Genomic DNA, 16,144 nt, shown 5'->3' with positions numbered 1-16,144 from the left:
TAATAAAAAAATAATATATGAAGATTAATTAATAACTAGAAAGAGAGTGGTAAAATGTTTGACAAAATAAAAAAAATTTTTAAGAAAGAAAGGAATGGTAGTGAGATGAAAAAAGTATTATATATAACATCTAATCCAAAGAAAGAAGAGAAATCCTTTAGTTTAACAGCAGGTAGAGAATTTATAAATCTATATAAACAAAATAATCCTGATGATGAGATTATAGAGATTAATCTTTATGATATTGATATACCTTATATTGATGAAGATGTATTTAGTAGATGGGAAAAACTTCAAAGTGGTAAAGGATTTGATGAATTATCAGATACTGAAAAAGAAGGTGTAGGAAAAATAAATATGTTTACTGATCAGTTTATAGAAGCAGATAAGTATATATTTGTAAACCCTATGTGGAATTTATCAATACCACCAAAAATGAAAGCGTATATCGATACTGTTGTTATTGCAAGGAAAACTTTCAAATATACTGAAAATGGACCGGTTGGGCTTTTGAAAGATAAAAAAGCAGTACACATTCAAGCTTCAGGTGGAATTTACTCAGAAGGACCAGCTAAGAATTTAGAATTTGGAAATAGTTATATTAAATCTGTACTAGGGTATATAGGTATAGAATCAGTTGAATCAATATTAATTGAAGGAACTTCTATGCAGCAAATTCCATCAGATGAGATTAAAAATAAAGCAGTTCAAAAAGTTAGAGAAGTTGTAAAAAACTTTTAAAAATAATATAAGAGAGTGACTTTATAAATATATGAGAAGAATAGGATTAAAATCCTATTCTTTTTTTATGTGATTATAAAATGGCATGATTATTGCTTTGAATAAATTATATATTATAAATTAGGAAGTGATAATCATGAAAAAATTATTTGAAAAATTTTTAAAAAAGTTAGAACAAGCTAACAAAGAGAATTTTGGTAATGCAAAATTAGACTGTTGTGATTTAAATAAAAAAGGCAATAATATTCATAACAAGAAACAATAAAAGGATTCAGTTATAAATTGTTTGAATCTAATAAATATAAAATAAAAAGGAGGCTACTTAAATGAAAAAAGTTATTAATATTGAAGGAATGAGTTGTGGACATTGTGCAGGTAGAGTAAAAACAGAGCTACAGAGTATAGATGGAGTTAAAGGTGCTGAGGTGAGTGCTGAAGAAAAAAAAGCAGTGGTAGAATTGACAAATGAAGTAGATAATGAAACATTAAAAGAAGCAGTTATTGAGGCTGGTTATGAAGTGGTATCGATAGACTAAAAGTTAAAAACTAATAAATTAAAAAAGATGCAGTTAATTTAAATTTTTAAATTAACTGCATCTTTTTTTCTATAGAAAAATTATAATTTTTTTATCATTTTATACTGAAGAGTTCCTTTAGATTGATACATTAAGTCTACAAGCTTAATTATTATACAAGATATACCCATAAATAGTAATCCAACTAAAAGACTAAATACTTCTGATGAAAAGGTGATGTTAAATTGATTATAAATAAAAGAACTAGAGAAAATACCTAATATAAGCATGAATAAAGGAAGTAGGTAGACTATAAAGGCTATCTTCATAATAGATTTTGTTTCTGTTTCGATTTTGACAAAATTACCAGATTTAGCATTTATAGTATTCTCTATATTTATATATATTCCAGTAGTACTGCATCCACCTTTACAGCTAGAGCATTTTTCACCACATGCGCTTGCTCTTCTTACTTCTAGTTTTGCAAAATTATCTTTTGTTTCTATAACTCTTCCTACGTTTTCCATAAAAACACTCCTCTCTATATAAGTTTATATGCAAAAATTATGCCAAGTCAATAAAATATAAAAAGAATGTATGCCCCAAAAGTGAAACCTATAAAAATAAACATACTTAATAATAAGAAGAATTAAAATAAAAATAATCATTAGGTATTTAAAAAAATAGATAATATGCCACAATAACTGTGTCAAAACCTACAATTAATAGAAATAATCGTGAGTGCTTATTTAATAACTAAAATATGTTTACTTCTTTTGGATGATTATATTAAGACAAGTATCAAGTATAAAATAAAATTTTAAATTTGTCGTTTGGTAATTTAAACATATTATAATATTTGGCATTATTATTGCTAGGTATATAAATAAAACTAATATAAGGAGGATTAGATATGTTTGGTTGTGGATATACATTAGGAGGGCCATGGAGCTTTTTATATATGGGACTAAGATTTTTATTTATTATAGGAGTTGTGTGGTTTATTGCAGATATGATTAAAAAGAATTATAAAAAAAGTAATACTGGTATAGAAATATTAAATCAAAGATATGCAAATGGTCAAATAGACGAAGAAGAATATAACAAAAAGAGAGAAATTCTTAGCAATAAAAATTAAAAATAATAAAAAGGAGTGGAGAATTATGAAAAAAAGAGGTATCGTATTTGTATTATCAGGAATTTTAATGGTTGGAGGTATAACAGGTTTTGCATATGCTAACTCAAAACCTAACCTTGTTAAAGAAGAAAACAAAGCAAGAATTGAAGGAAAATTAGATGAAAAAGAAATGATCAAAATTATGAAGAAAAATGATTTTAAAGATGTAGCAAAAACTTTAGAAAAGAAAGATTATGAAGCAATGGATGAATTTATGAATAACATGACAGATGATGATTATCAAAAAATGATTGAAATCATGAGAAAAGGTGGGTATGAATCTATGGCAAATAGGATGGAATCTATTAGCAGAGAAGATATGATAGAAATGCATAATGCTATGGGTGGATCAGAATCATGCCATGGATACAATAATAATATGATGGGAAGTTTTTAATTTATAAACCCAGTATATTTTTAATATGCTGGGTTTAATTATGGATAATTAAGTAGTACTGATTTATATACTACAATCTTTAGTGGATTTAACACAATAGACTTAAAAATAGGGAGGCATTGCAATGGAGTATCGAAAGGAAAGTAGTTATAATAAAATAATAAATTTTTTAAAATTCACATTATTAGCTATGGGCGTAATGGTAATATCTATTTTATATTTTATGAGATAAAAAAATGTGTAGTCAAAATAAAATTAGTTTTTGCATGGTATGTAGGATATAAATCAATTAATGTAGGAAAACTTACAAACACAATATATTTGGTACAATAATTGCTTAAAATATATTATATATTCTAGACTAGGAAGGGATGACTATGAAGAAAAAAACATTTATAACTGGAATAACTGCATGTATTGCTTTGTTATTTATATCATTGTATTATAATCAAAACTATTTTTTATATAGTAGTGGAATGTGTGGTAGTGGTATGCATGGATTAAGATATATGGGATTATATTATTTGGCTGTAATAGCGATTATAGCATTAGTCTTTATAATGTATTTTAAAAAAGAAGAAAAAAAATGCTCTTTTTGTAAATCAAATATACATGAAACATGGAATGTATGCCCTTATTGTGAAAATAAATTAGATTAGTAAATATGCTCTAGTGATAAAATAAAACTATATAATAAATTACAAGGAGACATAATATGGTAAATGAGAACAACAAAAAAGATTTAATTTTTATTGGACTAAATATAGTTGTTATAACATTACTTCATTATTTTACTACAGCTGCAAAATGGGATATTCATGATTTTTATAGAAGACTATATTATATTCCAATAATAGTATCTGCTTATAAATTTAGATTAAAAGGTGGCATATTTGCTTCATTAATTGTTTTTTTATTTTATGCTCCTCATATGCTAATTTATTTTAGAGATATAAACATGGCTAGTTTAAATCAGATTTTGGAAATCGTAATGTTTGTTGTTATAGGAACTATAACAGGCTTTTTAGCAGAATCAGATTTTAAAAAGAAACTAATGTTACGAATTCAAATAAAAAAAATAACACATCTTGAAAATTATACACAAAACATATTGAATAGTATAACTAATGGACTTATTTCAGTAGATAGAGAGTTAAAAGTAAAGTCTATAAATAAGGAAGGAAAAGAACTATTTAATTTGGATGAACGTTATTTAGGTAAAAAATTAGATAAGTTATTTGTTGAGTGTAAAAAAGTTGAGAAAGATCTAATAGATATTCTTGAAGAAAATAAAAAAATGTTAAATATTGAAACTAAATGCAAAGGTAAACATGGAAACACGTTAGATGTCAAATTACTTGTATATCCTCTTAAAAATACTACAGAAAAAATAGAGGGGCTAGTACTTGTAATAGAAGATATATCAGAAATTAAAAAACTTGAAAATCAAGTAAGAAGAGCAGATAAACTTTCTGCTGTAGGAGAATTAGCATCCGGAGTGGCACATGAAATTAGAAATCCATTAGGAATTATAAAAACTATATCTCAAACAATTAATGAAGATATTAAAGATGACAATATAGAAGAGGAAGAAATAAAAGAAGGTATGGATATTATTATTCATGAGATTGATAGAGCAAATTCTGTAATTAAAGGGTTACTTGATTTTGCGAAACCAAGTGTATGCCAAATAAAAGTTCAAAGTATTGATAAATTACTAAAAGATATAGTGCTCATTACTAACAAGTATGCAAAGCAGCAAAATGTGAGAATAAACTATAGTTGTAAAGAAGATAAAAATATATTAATAGATGGAGAAAAACTAAAGCAAGCCTTTGTAAATATAATATTTAATTCTGTACATGCTATGCAGAGTGGAGGAAATCTAAATATAAGCTTATGCATACAAAAAGATTGGGTTAAGATATCTTTTGAAGATGAAGGAATTGGCATACCTAAGGACAAATTAGAAAAAATATTTGAGCCTTTTTACACTACAAAAGATATAGGAACGGGGCTTGGATTATCTATTACTCATAGAATTATAGAAGAACATAAGGGTTATATAAATGTAGAAAGTGAAGTTGGGAAAGGAACAAAACTTGATATTTATATTCCAGATAAGAATGAGAAAGGAGATGAAAAAATTGAAAAAGATATTAATTGCAGATGATGAGCAAAATATGCTTTGGGCTATAAAAAGGGCATTAAAAGGTAAAGAATATAAAATTATTACAGCATCAGATGGGTTAGAAGCACTAGAAAAGTTTAAGTCTCATGAACCTGATCTTGTACTTTTAGATTTTAAAATGCCAAAAATGGATGGTATGAATGTTTTAAAAGAAATAAAAAACGAAAATTCAAAAATACCTGTTATTATGATAACAGCCCATGGCACAATGGAATCTGCTATTGAGGCCATGAAAATTGGAGCTCTAGATTATATCTCAAAGCCATTTGATATAGATCAGTTAAAAATTCAAATAAAAAAAGCACTTGAAATCGGAGATATGAAGGAACAAATAGATTTTTTTAAAGAAGAATTAAGAAGTATTACAGGAAAACCAATAATAGGTGATAGCTCTCAGATGAAAAGAGTAATGGAAATTGTAGAACGTGTTTCAAAAACTAATGCCACTGTATTAATAACAGGAGAAAGTGGAACGGGAAAAGAATTAATAGCAAGTGCTGTGCATTATAGTAGTGATAGAAGTGATAAACCCTATATAACAGTAAACTGCGGAGCTCTTCCTGAAACTTTACTTGAAAGTGAGTTGTTTGGACATGATAAAGGATCCTTTACTGGAGCTATAAGTAAAAAGCTAGGAAGATTTGAAAGAGCAAATAAAGGAACTATTTTCTTAGATGAGATAGGAGAATTAAGTCTACAAGTTCAAGTAAAGCTCTTAAGAGTACTGCAGGAGAAACAGATAGAAAGAGTAGGTGGAACTGAGACAATTGATATAGATGTTAGAATTATTGCAGCAACAAATAAGGACTTAAAAAAAATGGTTGAAGAAGGTACTTTTAGAGAGGACTTGTATTATAGACTAAATGTTATACCCATACAACTGCCTGCGTTAAGAGAGAGAAAAGAAGATATTAAATTATTAGTTGAATATTTTTTAGAAAAATATTGTAATGAAATGGGAAGAGATACTATGACGATCAGTACAGAATCAATAAATGCTTTAACTAATTATAGCTTCAAGGGAAATATAAGAGAACTTGAAAATATAATAGAGAGATTAGTTATCTTGAGTGAAGGTAAATTAATTGATAAAAATGATTTACCTAGAGAAATATTATATGAAGGTAGTAGAGAGTTTCAATTTAACATACCTCCGAGTGGAATAAATTTAGAAGAAGTAGAAAAAAACTTTATACTACAAGCTTTGAAAATATGTGACTATAATCAAACAAAAGCAGCCAAACTTTTAGGAGTAACAAGACATACTCTTATATATAGAATGGAAAAATACAATATAAACTAAAATGAGAATCTTAATATTATGATTCTCATTTTTGTTTGCGTTAAAAAACACATCTAGTGTAGCATATCGCACATATAAAATTCACATAAATAACAATTAGGTAAAAATATTTTTTATGAATTTAGAATTACAAAGATCTAGAATTAATTGAAGGTAAAATTAAACTTGGCATAGAAATTGCTGTTAATATATTTTAGATATTAATTGCTAATAACGTAATATTGAGTATATAACAAACAGAAAGGATGTTAAAAAATGAAGGAGATATGTTATGAAAGTAATTAAATTATATGTGGATGGAATAGTTTGTAATAGTTGTGAAGGTATTATACAAGATGCTTTGTTAGATGTTGACGGAGTTAGCAAAGTTAACGTAGTACTTAAAAATTCTAATGTTGAAATAACTTATGATGAAAACAAAGTAAATGAAAACACTTTAAAGCAGATAATTGAAAACGAAGGATATGAAGTTATTGAAAAACCAAACGGTTCAAAAAAATCTACTTTTGGCTTATTAATATTAATTGTTAGCGTGTTTTATATTATAAAAAACACAATAGGATTTAATTACATTCCAGAAGTAAATGAAGAAATGGGGTACGGATTGATTTTTATAGTTGGACTTTTAACTTCTATTCACTGTATCGCAATGTGTGGAGGAATTGCACTGTCTCAAAGTGTAAATAGCAATTCAAAAAATAAACTAAGTAGCTCTATACTTTATAATACAGGAAGAGTAATTTCTTACACTTTAATTGGAGGTGTAGTTGGTGGATTAGGACAAATAATAACGCCTTCAGGTCAATTTAAGGGTGTTGTTGCTGTTTTTGCAGGAATATTTATGATTTTATTAGGTTTAAAAATGCTAAATATAGTTCATATTCCTAGCTTTTTTAAATTTAAAGTAGGAATGCCAAAATTTATAACTAATAATATTAATAAAAATAATAGTATGACGCCTTTTTTTATAGGTATTGCTAATGGATTTATGCCGTGTGGACCACTTCAAACGATGCAATTATATGCCTTAGGAACAGGAAGCTTTGTAAAAGGAGCTTTATCAATGTTTTTATTTAGTTTAGGTACAGTTCCTCTTATGCTTGGTTTTGGAGCGATAACTTCAATATTAGGTGCTAGGCTTAATAAGAGAATATTAAAAATTAGTTCGGTATTAGTTATAGTATTGGGAATAATAATGACAAATAGAGGATTAGCTTTATCAGGAGTAGCACTAGATATGCCATTATTAAAAGATTCGGCAAAGGATATGAAAGTAGCAAAAATAGAAAATGGAAAACAAGTAGTTAATTTAACAGTTAAGAGCAACCAATATGTACTGGATTCCAAAGTAGTTAAAGTAGGAGAAACAGTAAAAATAAATTTAGACGTAGAAAGTTTAAATGGATGCAATAATCCAATTGTAATTTCAAAATATGGAATACAAAAGGATTTAAGTAAAGAGAGTAGCATTGAATTTATACCTGATACAGAAGGTCCTATAACTATAAGTTGTTGGATGGGAATGATTAAAACAAAGTTGTATGCAGTTAATGATTTGAGTGATATTGATAATAATGCACTTGATTCAAAAGAAAAGTATAATGAGGGATTTAGTGCTTCAGGTTTTTGTAGCGTTCAATCAGAAAATAAAGCTGTAATTGCAGATATAAATAACAATAATCAAGTTGTTGAGATGGATGTAAATGCTAGAGGGTATAGTCCAAATATTTTAGTTGTACAAAAGGATATACCTGTTACTTGGGTTATAAATGGAGAAGAAATTACTTATTGTAACAATTCAATTATAATTCAAGGAACTGATTCAAAAATAGAGCTTAGAGAAGGAAAAAATGAAGTTAAATTTACACCAAATAAAACTGGTGAAATTGAGTTTTTATGTTGGATGGGTATGCTAAATGGAAAAATAGTTGTAGTAGATGATATAAATAATGTAGATTTAAAATCCTTAGAACAAACAGCAAATCAAAATATTCAAAGTAGTGGAGGCGGTTGTAGAAATTAGGCTTTAAGAAACACAATAGATCGATTTATCATTTATCGTAAGTATAGTCCAGTTTGTATAATACTGGACTATTTTTATAACAAATAGGAAACTATATTCTTATTTAAATTGAGGATAATATTGATGGAAGAACTACAATTGTAACTATACGAATTTTTTTATAATGATATTGACAATAATATTTGTATATGTTTTAATAAAGTTACCACCCCTCATAGGGGGGTGGGGTATGGAGGTGGTGCTTTTGAAGAAGAAGAGAGAAGCGGCTGTACACAGTTTGAAGACAGCTAGAGGCCAAATTGATGGAATTTTAAAAATGATAGAAGATGATAGGTATTGTATAGATATATCAAATCAAATAATATCAGCTCAATCATTATTAAAAAAGGCAAATTTGACTATATTAAAAAATCATTTAAATAGTTGTATAAAAAATTCCTTCAAGGACGACGAATATGAAAAAATAGAGGAAATGTCTAAAATAATAGAGAGAGTTATAGGAAAGTAGTTTGGATATAACAAAATTTAGTTAAAAGGAGTGAGATTAACTATGAGTAAAAGCTTTAATATAGAGGGACTACATTGTGCTTCTTGTGTAAATGCTTTAGAAAAAGCAATGCATAAATTAGAAGGAGTACAAGAGGCTAGTGTCAATTTGGCAACAAATAAAATGGAAATAAAATATAGTGAAGATATTATTTCTGAACAAGAAATTATAGATGCTGTAAGTAAATCTGGATTTAAAGCAATTGGAGATGAAAATATAAGAGAAATTGTTATCCCAGTACAAGGAATGACATGAGCATCTTGCGTAAGTGCTGTTGATAGGGCTATCAACAAATTAGAGGGAATAAAATCTGTAGATGTGAATATTGCTACTAATAAAGCAAAAGTGGTTTATGATGCTGATAAAGTAAGAATTTCAGAAATGAAAAATGCAATCAAAAAAGCTGGATATACCCCTTTAGATATAGAGGCAGAAGAGGTACAAGATCAAGATAAAGAAAAAAAGGAAAAAGAAATAAAAACGCTGTTTAAAAAGTTTATTTTATCTGCTATATTTACAACGCCTCTTTTTTATATTGCAATGGGGCATATGATGGGATTACCATTACCGAATATTATTGATCCTATGCACAATCCTCTAAATTTTGCATTGATTCAAATACTTTTAACTGTACCTGTGGTAATAGCAGGGTATAAGTTTTATACTGTAGGGTTTAGATCATTGTTTAAAGGAAGCCCAAATATGGATTCTTTAATTGCTGTAGGAACAAGTGCAGCAATTATTTATGGGCTATATGCTATATACCAAATTATTAATGGTAATTTGGAGTATGCAAAGGATCTGTATTTTGAAACAGCAGGAGTTATTATCACTTTAATACTTCTTGGAAAATACTTAGAATCAGTTTCAAAAGGAAAGACTTCAGAGGCAATAAAAAAACTTGTAGGTATGCAGCCTAAAACTGCAATAGTTATTCAAGATGGTGAGGAAATAACTATTGCTATTGAAGAAGTTGAAGAAGGAGATATAGTATTAGTAAAACCTGGAGAAAAAATTCCTGTTGATGGAGTTGTTATAGAAGGCCACACTTCTGTTGATGAATCTATGCTTACAGGAGAGAGTATTCCTGTTGAGAAAAAATCAGGAGATAAGGTAGTAGGAGCAAGTATAAATAAAAATGGTGTAATTAAATTTAAGGCAACTAAAGTAGGAAAAGATACAGCTCTTTCTCAAATTATTAAGTTAGTAGAAGAGGCACAAGGTAGTAAAGCACCTATTGCAAAGCTTGCTGATGTAATAGCTGGTTATTTTGTTCCTATAGTTATGGGAATTTCGTTAATATCAGGAGTTGCTTGGTATATTTCAGGAGAGTCTTTAATATTTTCTTTAACTATGTTTATATCTGTTTTAGTTGTAGCTTGCCCATGTGCACTAGGACTTGCAACTCCAACAGCTATAATGGTTGGAACAGGAAAAGGTGCAGAAAATGGAGTTTTAATTAAAAGTGGAGTAGCACTTGAATCAGCTCATAAGATAGAAACAGTCGTATTTGATAAAACGGGAACTATAACAGAAGGAAAACCAGAAGTTACAGATATAATTACTTTAGATAATTATACAAAAGAAGAACTACTTCAAATAGCAGCTTCAGCTGAAAAAGGATCAGAGCATCCACTAGGAGAAGCTATTGTAAGAGGAGCAGAAGAAAAAAATATTTCTTTATTAAATTTAGATAAGTTCTACGCTATACCTGGTCATGGTATAGAAGTTGAAATAAAGAATAAGAGAATATATTTAGGTAATGAAAAGTTAATGAAAGATAAAAATATAGATATAAGTTTAAAAGAAGAATCTGATAAGCTTGCAGGTGAAGGAAAAACACCAATGTACATGGCTATTGACGATAAGCTAGAGGGAATTATAGCCGTTGCAGATGTAGTAAAACAAAGCAGTAAAAAAGCTATAGACATGCTTCATAATATGGGAATAGAAGTTGCTATGATTACAGGTGATAATAAGAAAACTGCTAGTGCTATTGCAAAACAAGTAGGAATAGATGTAGTTTTAGCAGAAGTGCTTCCTGAAGATAAATCAAATGAGGTTAAAAAACTTCAAGGAAAAAATAAAGTTGTAGCCATGGTTGGAGATGGTATAAATGATGCTCCAGCTTTAGCTCAAGCAGATATAGGGATTGCTATTGGTTCTGGTACAGATGTTGCAATGGAGTCAGCAGATATAGTACTTATGAAGAGTGACTTAGTAGATGTTGTTACTGCTATAAAACTAAGTAAAAGTACTATAAGAAATATTAAGCAGAATCTATTCTGGGCATTTGCATATAATACTGCAGGAATACCTCTTGCAGCAGGAGTGTTTTATGCACTTGGTGGACCAAAGCTTAACCCGATGTTTGCAGCAGGGGCCATGGCTTTAAGTTCTGTATCTGTAGTAACTAATGCTTTGAGATTAAGAAAATTTAAACCATAATATGAAAAATAGTTCAGTATTAAATACTGGACTATTTTTTATTATTAAGAAAACTATGTATATTTTAAAAATAATATTGACACATTAAAGAATATAATCGTATACTATATATAGATACATTTAAATGTATCTATATATAAAGATGACAAAAGATAAATCCCATTAAAGTGACAAAAGAAGGAGGATTTCCATTATGAAAAAAAAGAATAAAAAAAATGTAGGATTAGATTTTTTCGGACGATATCTTACCATATGGGTGGCTATATGCATAATAGTAGGAGTAGCTATAGGTCAAATTTTCCCTGCTTTTCCTAGAGCATTAAGCAAATTTGAATATGCAAAAGTATCAATTCCAGTAGCTATACTTATATGGATTATGATTTACCCTATGATGCTTAAAATTGATTTTTCAAGCATTGTAAATGCCACAAAAAAGCCAAAAGGACTTACAGTGACTTGTGTTACAAATTGGCTAATAAAACCATTTACTATGTATTTAATCGCAGGATTTTTCTTAAAAATAGTTTTTAAGAATTTAATTCCATCAAATTTAGCATCTGATTATCTAGCTGGAGCAGTACTTTTAGGAGCAGCACCTTGTACAGCTATGGTATTTGTTTGGAGTCATTTAACAAAAGGAGATGCTGCTTATACAGTAGTTCAAGTTGCTATAAACGATTTGATTTTATTATTTGCATTTACACCTATAGTTGCATTTTTACTTGGAGTAAGTGATGTAGTTGTACCGTATGATACATTATTTTTATCAGTGGCTTTATTTGTAGTTATTCCTCTTGTGGGTGGATATTTATCTAGAAAATACATTATAAAAAACAAAGGAATAGAGTATTTCGAAAATATATTTCTTAAAAAGTTTGACAATATAACAATAATAGGGCTGTTACTTACTTTGATTATAATATTTTCTTTCCAAGGAGAGGTAATAATTAATAATCCAATGCATATTGCATTAATAGCTGTACCACTTATAATCCAAACTGTTTTTATATTTTTTATTGCATATCTTTGGGCAAAAGTATGGAAACTACCTCACAATATAGCAGCACCTGGAGCAATGATTGGAGCAAGTAACTTCTTTGAATTAGCAGTAGCCGTTGCAATATCTTTATTTGGATTACAATCGGGAGCAGCTCTTGCAACCGTTGTTGGAGTATTAGTTGAGGTTCCTTTAATGCTAGCACTTGTTAAAATAGCAAATAAAACCAAACACTGGTTTTAAAAATATTAGGGGGGATTAATATGAAAAAGGTTAATACTGATCCGTATAAAATAAGTGATTATAAGCAAAATAAATCTTTAGAAGAAAATAAAACAGACAACTTAGAAAAAATCTTAATAGATATCAGTAAAGAATTGAAAGAAATAAAACATTCATTAAAAAATAACTAATAAAAAGGAGTGGCTTTTATGAAAAAAATGATTATATTTGATCCAGCAATGTGTTGTTCAACAGGAGTTTGTGGACCTTCAGTAGATCCAGAATTATTGAGAGTATCAACAGTTATCAATAATTTAAAAAGCAATGGAATAATAGTTGAAAGATATAATTTATCAAGTGAACCACAGGCATTTGTAGATAATAAGATGATAAATGAATTATTAAATAGTGAAGGTGTAGATATTTTACCAGTGACAATCGTAGATGATAAGGTAGTTAAAACTAAGGAATATCTTAAAACTGAGGAATTTTATAAATTATTAGATGTAGAAAAAGATTCACCTAAAGCTTCCAAATCTAATGGATGCAATTGTCAAGATGGATGTTGCTAATTATAAAGGAGCGATATAGATGACTAACTTTAATCCTAATAGAATAGACTTGACTAAATATTTATTTTTTACAGGAAAAGGTGGAGTTGGGAAAACATCAACAGCTTGTGCTACAGCTATAACTTTAGCAGATCAAGGTAAAAAGGTTATGCTTATAAGTACAGATCCAGCTTCAAACTTACAGGATGTATTCAATACTGATTTAAATAATAAAGGTGTTCATATAAAAGAAGTTTCAAATCTAGTAGTAGCTAACTTTGATCCAGAGGAGGCTGCAAAAGAATATAAAGAAAGTGTTGTAGGACCATATAGAGGAAAGCTACCAGATGTAGTAATAAAAAATATGGAAGAACAACTTTCGGGTTCATGTACTGTTGAAATAGCAGCATTTAATGAATTTTCAAATTTTATAACAGACAAAAAAGCAAAAGAAGAATTTGATCATATTATATTTGATACTGCACCGACAGGTCATACTCTTAGAATGTTACAACTTCCATCTGCTTGGAGTAATTTTATTAGTGACAATAAGCATGGAGCATCATGCTTAGGTCAATTAGCAGGGCTTGAGAGCAAAAAAGAAGTTTACAGAAATGCAGTAGATACTTTAGCAAATAAAAACTTAACAACTCTGATATTAGTTTCTCGCCCAGAAGAATCTCCTTTGAAGGAAGCCGAAAGAGCATCAAAGGAACTTTCAGATTTAAAAATAAACAATCAAATACTTATAATAAATGGATTACTTAAAGATTGTGATGATGATTTATCTACAAATATTTTTAAGAAGCAACAAGAAGCATTACAAAATATCTCAACTTATTTAAGTAAACTAAAAACATTTGAAATTCCGCTTAGGGCATATAATGTTACTGGAATTGAAAATATAAGAGCATTTTTAAAAGAAGATAATGTAAAATATAGTAATGAAACTCTAAATACAGATGATATACCTAAGTTAAATGATATTGTTGAAAATCTATATAATTCTAATAAAAAGGTTATCTTTACAATGGGAAAAGGTGGAGTTGGCAAAACAACTATAGCTGCTACTATTGCACTTGGCCTTGCTAAAAAAGGTAAAAAAGTACATTTAGCAACTACTGACCCAGCAGCTCATTTAAAATTTGTTCTTGATGAAAGTTATGGAATTACATTAAGTCATATTGATGAGAAAAAAGAACTCGAAAAGTATAAAGAGGAAGTATTAAGCAAAGCAAAAGAAGCTGTAGGGGAAGAAGATCTTGCTTATATAGAAGAGGATTTAAGATCTCCTTGCACTCAAGAGATAGCAGTATTTAGAGCTTTTGCACAGATAGTTGAAAGATGTGAAAATGAAGTTGTCGTAATAGATACAGCACCAACTGGACATACACTTCTACTTTTAGATTCAACTCAAAGCTATCATAAAGAAATTGAGCGTTCACAGGGAGATATTCCTGAATCAGTTAAAAAACTTTTACCGAGATTAAGAAATGAGGAAGAAACAGAAGTTATAATAGTAACTTTAGCTGAAGCAACGCCAGTATATGAAGCTATGAGGTTGCAAGATGATTTAAATCGAGCAGAAATAAACAGTAAGTGGTGGATAATTAATTCAAGTTTATTCGCTACAGATACGACTAATAAAATTCTTAAGGCAAAAGCAAGTAATGAAATAGTTTGGATAAATAAAGTTAATGAAATTTCAAAAGGTAGTTTTGCAGTAATTAAATGGAATAACGAAGAGATTAAGGGTGAAAAATTATTAGATTTACTAATGTAAACAAAAAATCCACTATAAGGAAAATAATATTTTTCAAACTAGTGGATTTTTTATAGAAGTAGAAGTATATAAAAAAATGATATTGACACATTAAATTTTATATGGATATACTTCATATATAGATTTAAATACATATATGGAGGTTAAACAAAATATGGACAAAATGGTTGAAATATTTAAGGCTTTATCTGATAAAAATAGACTCCTTATTTTAGATATGCTTTCATGTGGAGAATTATGCGCTTGCGATATTATAGAAGGATTAAACTTAACTCAACCTACTATTTCGCATCATATGAAGATTTTACAAAAAGCAAATCTGATAAACTCTAGAAAAGAAGGAAAATGGATGAAATATTCTTTGAATTTAGAAGTTATAAAAGGATCAATAGATTATATAAACACACTTTCGTCACCTAAAGAGGATTGTATATGTAAAGACATAAAAAAAGATTGCGATGACTAAATGGAGGGAATTAATATGAAAATAGCAGTAATAGCAGATGTTCATAGTAATATTTATGCATTAGATGCAGTAGTAAATGATATAAAAGAAAAAAATTTAGATTTAACAGTTTGCGTTGGAGATTTAGTAGGATATGCTACATTTCCAAATGAAGTTATAGATTTAATCAGAAAAGAAAACATACTAACTGTGATGGGTAACTACGATGATGCAGTAGGAAATATAAGATTTATATGTGGATGTGAGTATCCAGATCCTAAGGATGCTGAAAATGCAACTAAATCTCTTATGTGGAGTATCGAAAACACAAGTGAAGAAAATAAAGAATTCTTAGCAAATCTTCCAAAAGAGATGACTTTGACATTTGAAGGAAAGACTATTACATTCGTTCATGGAAGTCCAAGACAATTAAATGAATACTTAAAAGAGGATTCTAAAGAAGCTAAAGAAGTTATGGAACAATTCACAGGAGACATTTTAGTATGCGGACACACTCATAAACCGTATTATAAGATGTATGAAGATAAAATGCTTGTAAATAGCGGAAGCGTAGGGAAGTCTAAAACAGGAAGCCCAAATGCAAACTATGTGATAATAGACATTAAAGAAGATGATGTAACAGTAGATATAGTGGAAGTTGCTTATGATTTTGAAAAAACAGCAAAGGCTATAGAAGAGAGTGTCTTACCTAATGAATTTGCAGAGATTATAAGAACGGGTAGAGCATAAGTTTATTAGTAAAAGACAATATAAACAATAAACTCGATATTATATTAAGTAAAA

18 protein-coding genes are annotated in these 16,144 nt (G+C 28.6%); 17 read left to right on the top strand and 1 reads right to left on the bottom strand.

Annotated features, from left to right (window positions below; all coding sequences use genetic code 11):
• The first annotated feature begins 54 nt into the window (after nucleotides 1-54).
• The 3 genes from P4S50_RS14920 to P4S50_RS14910 all read left to right on the top strand — a co-directional run bounded on the left by P4S50_RS14920 (nucleotide 55) and on the right by P4S50_RS14910 (nucleotide 1,277).
• Nucleotides 55-741 carry an FMN-dependent NADH-azoreductase gene (locus tag P4S50_RS14920; RefSeq protein ID WP_277731601.1) on the top strand — a complete coding sequence of 229 codons (687 nt, stop codon included), beginning with the start codon at nucleotides 55-57 and terminating at the stop codon, nucleotides 739-741.
• A 136-nt stretch (nucleotides 742-877) separates the two neighbouring features.
• On the top strand, nucleotides 878-1,006 hold the full coding sequence (locus tag P4S50_RS14915) for an LDCC motif putative metal-binding protein (protein ID WP_277731600.1): 129 nt from the start codon (nucleotides 878-880) through the stop codon (nucleotides 1,004-1,006).
• 61 nt (nucleotides 1,007-1,067) lie between these two features.
• Nucleotides 1,068-1,277 carry a heavy-metal-associated domain-containing protein gene (locus P4S50_RS14910; protein WP_277731599.1) on the top strand — a complete coding sequence of 70 codons (210 nt, stop codon included), beginning with the start codon at nucleotides 1,068-1,070 and terminating at the stop codon, nucleotides 1,275-1,277.
• Between the two features lie 80 nt (nucleotides 1,278-1,357).
• Here the strand turns inward: P4S50_RS14910 and P4S50_RS14905 are convergent, their stop codons facing one another.
• On the bottom strand, nucleotides 1,358-1,783 hold the full coding sequence (locus P4S50_RS14905; RefSeq protein WP_277731598.1) for a SoxR reducing system RseC family protein: 426 nt from the start codon (nucleotides 1,781-1,783) through the stop codon (nucleotides 1,358-1,360).
• Between the two features lie 386 nt (nucleotides 1,784-2,169).
• On the opposite strand from P4S50_RS14905, the gene P4S50_RS14900 reads away from it, so the two are divergent.
• From P4S50_RS14900 to P4S50_RS14835, 14 genes are all read left to right on the top strand, one after another.
• Nucleotides 2,170-2,394 carry an SHOCT domain-containing protein gene (locus P4S50_RS14900; RefSeq protein ID WP_277731597.1) on the top strand — a complete coding sequence of 75 codons (225 nt, stop codon included), beginning with the start codon at nucleotides 2,170-2,172 and terminating at the stop codon, nucleotides 2,392-2,394.
• 25 nt (nucleotides 2,395-2,419) lie between these two features.
• Nucleotides 2,420-2,830 carry a TMEM14 family protein gene (locus P4S50_RS14895; RefSeq protein WP_277731596.1) on the top strand — a complete coding sequence of 137 codons (411 nt, stop codon included), beginning with the start codon at nucleotides 2,420-2,422 and terminating at the stop codon, nucleotides 2,828-2,830.
• Nucleotides 2,831-3,207: 377 nt separating this feature from the next.
• On the top strand, nucleotides 3,208-3,489 hold the full coding sequence (locus P4S50_RS14890; RefSeq protein WP_277731595.1) for a hypothetical protein: 282 nt from the start codon (nucleotides 3,208-3,210) through the stop codon (nucleotides 3,487-3,489).
• A gap of 56 nt (nucleotides 3,490-3,545) precedes the next feature.
• A complete protein-coding gene (locus P4S50_RS14885) occupies nucleotides 3,546-5,003 on the top strand; it encodes a two-component system sensor histidine kinase NtrB (RefSeq protein ID WP_277731593.1) in 1,458 nt (485 codons plus the stop codon).
• Nucleotides 4,978-6,324 (top strand): sigma-54-dependent transcriptional regulator, encoded by a 1,347-nt coding sequence (locus tag P4S50_RS14880; protein WP_331489627.1) that lies wholly within the window; start codon nucleotides 4,978-4,980, stop codon nucleotides 6,322-6,324. Before P4S50_RS14885 ends, P4S50_RS14880 begins: the two co-directional genes overlap by 26 nt.
• A 271-nt stretch (nucleotides 6,325-6,595) precedes the next feature.
• Nucleotides 6,596-8,347, top strand: coding sequence for an urease accessory protein UreH domain-containing protein (locus tag P4S50_RS14875; protein WP_277731591.1), 1,752 nt, complete (start codon nucleotides 6,596-6,598; stop codon nucleotides 8,345-8,347).
• 244 nt (nucleotides 8,348-8,591) lie between these two features.
• Complete coding sequence (locus P4S50_RS14870) at nucleotides 8,592-8,855, top strand: metal-sensing transcriptional repressor (protein ID WP_277731590.1); 264 nt, start codon at nucleotides 8,592-8,594, stop codon at nucleotides 8,853-8,855.
• A gap of 42 nt (nucleotides 8,856-8,897) precedes the next feature.
• Nucleotides 8,898-11,342 carry a heavy metal translocating P-type ATPase gene (locus tag P4S50_RS14865; protein ID WP_277731588.1) on the top strand — a complete coding sequence of 815 codons (2,445 nt, stop codon included), beginning with the start codon at nucleotides 8,898-8,900 and terminating at the stop codon, nucleotides 11,340-11,342.
• 193 nt (nucleotides 11,343-11,535) lie between these two features.
• Nucleotides 11,536-12,582 (top strand): ACR3 family arsenite efflux transporter, encoded by a 1,047-nt coding sequence (gene arsB / locus P4S50_RS14860; protein WP_277731587.1) that lies wholly within the window; start codon nucleotides 11,536-11,538, stop codon nucleotides 12,580-12,582.
• A 20-nt stretch (nucleotides 12,583-12,602) separates the two neighbouring features.
• Complete coding sequence (locus tag P4S50_RS14855) at nucleotides 12,603-12,752, top strand: hypothetical protein (RefSeq protein ID WP_277731586.1); 150 nt, start codon at nucleotides 12,603-12,605, stop codon at nucleotides 12,750-12,752.
• Nucleotides 12,753-12,770: 18 nt separating this feature from the next.
• Nucleotides 12,771-13,133: an arsenite efflux transporter metallochaperone ArsD gene (arsD, locus tag P4S50_RS14850; protein ID WP_277731585.1), complete on the top strand. Its 363-nt coding sequence runs from the start codon at nucleotides 12,771-12,773 to the stop codon at nucleotides 13,131-13,133.
• Between the two features lie 19 nt (nucleotides 13,134-13,152).
• Complete coding sequence (arsA, locus tag P4S50_RS14845; RefSeq protein WP_277731584.1) at nucleotides 13,153-14,895, top strand: arsenical pump-driving ATPase; 1,743 nt, start codon at nucleotides 13,153-13,155, stop codon at nucleotides 14,893-14,895.
• A 154-nt stretch (nucleotides 14,896-15,049) separates the two neighbouring features.
• Nucleotides 15,050-15,361 (top strand): ArsR/SmtB family transcription factor, encoded by a 312-nt coding sequence (locus P4S50_RS14840; RefSeq protein WP_277731583.1) that lies wholly within the window; start codon nucleotides 15,050-15,052, stop codon nucleotides 15,359-15,361.
• 15 nt (nucleotides 15,362-15,376) lie between these two features.
• Nucleotides 15,377-16,090 carry a metallophosphoesterase family protein gene (locus P4S50_RS14835; RefSeq protein ID WP_277731582.1) on the top strand — a complete coding sequence of 238 codons (714 nt, stop codon included), beginning with the start codon at nucleotides 15,377-15,379 and terminating at the stop codon, nucleotides 16,088-16,090.
• Nucleotides 16,091-16,144 lie beyond the last annotated feature (54 nt).

It is taken from the genome of Tepidibacter hydrothermalis (assembly GCF_029542625.1).
GTDB lineage: Bacteria > Bacillota > Clostridia > Peptostreptococcales > Peptostreptococcaceae > Tepidibacter_A > Tepidibacter_A hydrothermalis.
The sequence above is the reverse complement of the archived record's forward strand: the minus strand, read 5'-3'. Positions and strand labels throughout refer to the sequence as shown.

Excerpts from the sequence above, each read along its gene's own strand:
- P4S50_RS14920 (WP_277731601.1), top strand. The coding sequence starts at position 55 with ATGTTTGACAAAATAAAAAAAATTTTTAAGAAAGAAAGGAATGGTAGT.
- P4S50_RS14915 (WP_277731600.1), top strand. The coding sequence starts at position 878 with ATGAAAAAATTATTTGAAAAATTTTTAAAAAAGTTAGAACAAGCTAAC.
- P4S50_RS14910 (WP_277731599.1), top strand. The coding sequence starts at position 1,068 with ATGAAAAAAGTTATTAATATTGAAGGAATGAGTTGTGGACATTGTGCA.
- P4S50_RS14905 (WP_277731598.1), bottom strand. The coding sequence starts at position 1,783 with ATGGAAAACGTAGGAAGAGTTATAGAAACAAAAGATAATTTTGCAAAA.
- P4S50_RS14900 (WP_277731597.1), top strand. The coding sequence starts at position 2,170 with ATGTTTGGTTGTGGATATACATTAGGAGGGCCATGGAGCTTTTTATAT.
- P4S50_RS14895 (WP_277731596.1), top strand. The coding sequence starts at position 2,420 with ATGAAAAAAAGAGGTATCGTATTTGTATTATCAGGAATTTTAATGGTT.
- P4S50_RS14890 (WP_277731595.1), top strand. The coding sequence starts at position 3,208 with ATGAAGAAAAAAACATTTATAACTGGAATAACTGCATGTATTGCTTTG.
- P4S50_RS14885 (WP_277731593.1), top strand. The coding sequence starts at position 3,546 with ATGGTAAATGAGAACAACAAAAAAGATTTAATTTTTATTGGACTAAAT.
- P4S50_RS14875 (WP_277731591.1), top strand. The coding sequence starts at position 6,596 with ATGAAAGTAATTAAATTATATGTGGATGGAATAGTTTGTAATAGTTGT.
- arsB (WP_277731587.1), top strand. The coding sequence starts at position 11,536 with ATGAAAAAAAAGAATAAAAAAAATGTAGGATTAGATTTTTTCGGACGA.
- P4S50_RS14855 (WP_277731586.1), top strand. The coding sequence starts at position 12,603 with ATGAAAAAGGTTAATACTGATCCGTATAAAATAAGTGATTATAAGCAA.
- arsD (WP_277731585.1), top strand. The coding sequence starts at position 12,771 with ATGAAAAAAATGATTATATTTGATCCAGCAATGTGTTGTTCAACAGGA.
- arsA (WP_277731584.1), top strand. The coding sequence starts at position 13,153 with ATGACTAACTTTAATCCTAATAGAATAGACTTGACTAAATATTTATTT.
- P4S50_RS14840 (WP_277731583.1), top strand. The coding sequence starts at position 15,050 with ATGGACAAAATGGTTGAAATATTTAAGGCTTTATCTGATAAAAATAGA.
- P4S50_RS14835 (WP_277731582.1), top strand. The coding sequence starts at position 15,377 with ATGAAAATAGCAGTAATAGCAGATGTTCATAGTAATATTTATGCATTA.